The sequence below is a fragment of the Lactobacillus gigeriorum DSM 23908 = CRBIP 24.85 genome (assembly GCF_000296855.1).
Taxonomy (GTDB): domain Bacteria; phylum Bacillota; class Bacilli; order Lactobacillales; family Lactobacillaceae; genus Lactobacillus; species Lactobacillus gigeriorum.
In genome coordinates, this window is sequence record NZ_CAKC01000052.1 from 1 (window position 1) to 3,110 (window position 3,110).

Sequence of the window (3,110 nt, forward strand, 5' to 3'; positions counted from 1 at the left end):
ACGAGATAGAATTGAGGCGGTGAGAATTATGGATATAGCAGAGAAAGCAAAAATAAGAGAAGAATACTATAAGAAGAGGTGCCGCGAAGAAGGTCTCAAAGAAGGTAGAGCTGTAGGTTTACAAGAGGGCTTACAAGAAGGCTTGAAGAAAGGCAAAAAGGAAGGCGAAGAGATCGGTCGCCAAAAAGAACGAGAAAGATATCTTATTAATGTAATCCAGAATTTAAAGGCTAAGGAAATTGATTTTGAAACTGCTAAAGACAACATACTAATTATTTTTGGCCAAGACTTTGAAGAAAAACAGATTATGGCTGAATTGAAGCTGATATATGGCAAACATGCATCAAAGCGGTGAGAATTATGGATATAGCAGAAAAAGCAAAAATAAGGGAAGAATACTATAAGAAAAGGTACCGCGAAGAGGGTCTCAAAGAAGGCTTGAAGAAAGGCAAAAAGGAAGGCGAACAGATTGGTCGTCAAAAGATGATGATAAAGGCAATCCATAATTTGCAGGTGAATGGGATTGACTATGAAGGAGCTAAAAAGATGATACTTATGACTTTTGGCCAAGACTTCGAAGAAAAGCAGATTATGGCTGAGTTGAATCGAGAATATGGCAGATAAACAAAAAAGACGATATCATGCATCGTCTTTTTGCTATCTATTGAGCTGCTTGGCGGAATAGCCTAAAAGTATATGTGTAATATTTGCCAACCTTAACCTGATACTTATGAGTGTTGATAATTTTCAAACTCTTACTTGGTCTAAAAGTTAAAGCAGCAGAATAGCCGAAGCCATAATAAAGCTTGCCATAATTGCGAACACTAGTCGCAACAGTCTTACGATGACTGGTTAAATCAGTAATATAAATTTTCGGCGTGGTAGTAATGGTTTGGCCCACTAAGTAAATCGACCATGGAGTAGTTGAATCTAATAGTTCATACGGGAAGAGTCCTTTTGCGGGATAAGGTACTGCCTTAGCAGCTGGTTTACGTAAAATATCGTCAGCAAAAACGCCATTTTGTACCGAATAGAGGCGTCCATTATTTTGCCCATAGCTTGCGCCGATTCCCATGTGCGTAGCGCGTGCTGACAGCAACAATGCCCTGTGACCGGTATCACCACTACCTGCGAGGTTGTTGCGATCTTGCAATAGATCAGTCACAATCTCCCCAGCGGTAGCACCAGTTGTTGAGTCAAGAAAATTAATATTGCCTAAAGTTGCGTTTTCAGCCTTGCTCCACTCGTTTCGTGGAAAATATTTAGGCCGGCGATAGCTAATCAATCCATGAGCAGCAAGCGTAGGCTCTGCATTGACTGATGCAAGTGCGACTGCACCCAATTGGGCATTGACATTGTCGATTTCAAAATTATGTTCTCTTGGCAGAGCAAATAGAGAGCGGTAGTAGTTGACATAAGCCATTGAGGTCGTAGTGTAGGCATCGCGTAAGCGCCCTGGATTAAAAGTCTTACCAAAGTGTGGACTATCGTAATAGATATTGGTTTGATCGTAAATTGTGCTACGGTCAAGTTGCCGATAGGCGTCTTTGAATTGTTCAACCTGTTTGGCTTCTTTGGCACTATATTTAGCAGCTTGGACTTCAGAACTTCCCATAAAGGCGAAGCTGACAGTGATAAGCGCCAGTAGCCAGTGGAGTTTTTTCATAATCTGCCTTTCTATTATTTAAGTAAAAATGGTTCGAATCGTGCCTGATCGGCTGGGGCCAAGTTAGCGGTCACGTAAATACCGTCAGCCTGGTAGTCTTCAGCCTTGACATGAGCATGTTCATGCAAGTAGGCCAGGTCTTTACCATCATCAAGTGGTAGTTTAAGTGAAAATTCACCGTAGTTGTTGAAAACTTGCTTACTGATGAGGTCGGCAAGCATTTTAATTGAAGCTTCGTCAGTGGCTGAATAGAGGATGTCCTTGCCTTCAATTTGAGGATAAGCCCGTTCGGTCAAGTCAGCCTTGTTGTAGGCAGTAATCATTGGAATATTGCCAGCTCCAATTTCTTCCAATACTTGTTGCGTAGTGCGAATCATTTGCAACATATTTGGATCGCTACTATCAACTACATTGACCAATAAGTCAGCATCTTTTGCTTCTTGCAAAGTTGCCTTGAAGGATTCAACCAAGTTATGTGGCAATTTAGAAATAAAACCAACCGTATCCGATAGAATAAAGTTGAACTTATGGTCGACTTCGATGCGACGAACGCTTGTATCAAGGGTTGCGAATAACATGTTTTTAACAAAAACTTGCTTGTCTTCGTTGCCATCTGAAAAAGCATCGAGCAAGCCGTTCATAGTTGTCGACTTACCAGCGTTGGTGTAGCCAACTAAGGCAACTTTCGGTAAGGCACTTTGATTACGCCGATTAGCCTTGATTTCTTCTTGGTTGGCAACGGCCTTAAGTTCTTTCTTAATTGCGGAGATCTGTTTGCCGATCGTCCGGCGATTCATTTCTAGTTTGGATTCACCGGCACCACGGTTGGCAAAACCACCGCTGCTTGAGCCACCATTACCACGCTGCTGGTCCAGAGTATTTTCTGAGGGATGCAAGCGTGGCAATTCGTATTGTAAGCGTGCTAGTTGAACCTGCAATTTAGCCTGCTTAGTGCGAGCACGACTGGCAAAAATTTCTAAAATCAATTCTGTCCGGTCGATGACGCGCAGTTTAGTAAGTTTCTCTAGATTACGAATTTGGACTGGAGTAAGTTCATCATTAAGGACTAGTACCTTAGCTTTAAGGCCACGAGCCATGTTTTTGATTTCGTTGATTTTTCCTAAACCAAAATAAGTTCCGGCAACCAGCGTTTCCGCATTTTGCCTAGCTTGGCCGACAACTTCCATTTGATTAGCTGCGGTTAGGTTGGCTAATTCACTCATGTAATAATCGAAGTTGGGATCGTTTAAGTTAACGCCTGCAATGAAGGCTTTGATTTTTTTCGGTTTGTTGTCGTACATAGCAACACTTCCTTTCTTATATATAATTGTATTACAATGTCACGTTTAGATAAAAAGTTAAGTAGTAAGTGTCAATATTTTTGCGGTAACCCATAAACCATTAGTCTAATCTTGCTTTCTTAAATATTTATATGATTTAAACT

The 3,110-nt window shown here is 41.2% G+C and carries 4 protein-coding genes; 2 read left to right on the forward strand and 2 right to left on the reverse strand.

All coding sequences use genetic code 11. From position 1 onward, the window contains the following. Both BN52_RS05175 and BN52_RS05180 read left to right on the forward strand, forming a co-directional pair. The coding region (locus tag BN52_RS05175) for a Yae1 family protein (protein ID WP_040473424.1) at nt 1-355 on the forward strand (355 nt) is incomplete at its 5' end. A 5-nt stretch (nt 356-360) separates the two neighbouring features. Then, nucleotides 361-624, forward strand: coding sequence for a hypothetical protein (locus BN52_RS05180; protein ID WP_040473425.1), 264 nt, complete (start codon nt 361-363; stop codon nt 622-624). A gap of 37 nt (nt 625-661) precedes the next feature. On the opposite strand, the gene BN52_RS05185 is transcribed toward BN52_RS05180, so the two are convergent. Beyond that, nucleotides 662-1,666 carry a CAP domain-containing protein gene (locus tag BN52_RS05185; protein WP_008473262.1) on the reverse strand — a complete coding sequence of 335 codons (1,005 nt, stop codon included), beginning with the start codon at nt 1,664-1,666 and terminating at the stop codon, nt 662-664. A gap of 14 nt (nt 1,667-1,680) precedes the next feature. Further along, the gene (hflX, locus tag BN52_RS05190; RefSeq protein ID WP_008473263.1) at nt 1,681-2,967 is read right to left on the reverse strand and encodes a GTPase HflX; all 1,287 of its coding nucleotides are present in this window, start codon (nt 2,965-2,967) and stop codon (nt 1,681-1,683) included. Nucleotides 2,968-3,110 lie beyond the last annotated feature (143 nt).

Excerpts from the sequence above, each read along its gene's own strand:
- BN52_RS05180 (WP_040473425.1), top strand. The coding sequence starts at position 361 with ATGGATATAGCAGAAAAAGCAAAAATAAGGGAAGAATACTATAAGAAA.
- BN52_RS05185 (WP_008473262.1), bottom strand. The coding sequence starts at position 1,666 with ATGAAAAAACTCCACTGGCTACTGGCGCTTATCACTGTCAGCTTCGCC.
- hflX (WP_008473263.1), bottom strand. The coding sequence starts at position 2,967 with ATGTACGACAACAAACCGAAAAAAATCAAAGCCTTCATTGCAGGCGTT.